Source organism: Acinetobacter sp. UBA3025 (assembly GCF_002367915.1).
Classification (GTDB): Bacteria; Pseudomonadota; Gammaproteobacteria; order Pseudomonadales; family Moraxellaceae; genus Acinetobacter.
Genome location: NZ_DFDO01000259.1, coordinates 1 through 302, shown reverse-complemented (window position 1 = coordinate 302; position 302 = coordinate 1). Strand labels below are relative to the sequence as shown.

General features: G+C 47.7%; 1 protein-coding gene. It reads left to right on the top strand.

All coding sequences use genetic code 11. The annotated features are described in order from the left end of the window. Nucleotides 1–302, top strand: a 302-nt coding sequence (locus B4J23_RS10910) for an NADP-dependent isocitrate dehydrogenase (RefSeq protein WP_291360593.1), incomplete at both ends; no start/stop codon positions are given.

Here is a 302-nt window from a genome sequence, read left to right as displayed (position 1 = left end):
TTCTGTAAATGGAATGGTAACTTCGACCCACGTACTATGGGTACAGTTCCTAACGTTGGTCTGATGGCTCAAAAAGCTGAAGAATACGGTTCTCACGACAAGACTTTCGAAATTCCAGAAGCGGGTGTTGCGAACATCACTGACCTTGAAACTGGTGAAGTGTTGATGTCTCAAAACGTGGAAGAAGGTGATATCTGGCGTATGTGTCAGGTGAAAGACGCACCGATCCGCGACTGGGTAAAACTTGCTGTAACGCGTGCACGTAACTCTGGCATGCCTGCAATCTTCTGGCTTGACCCGTA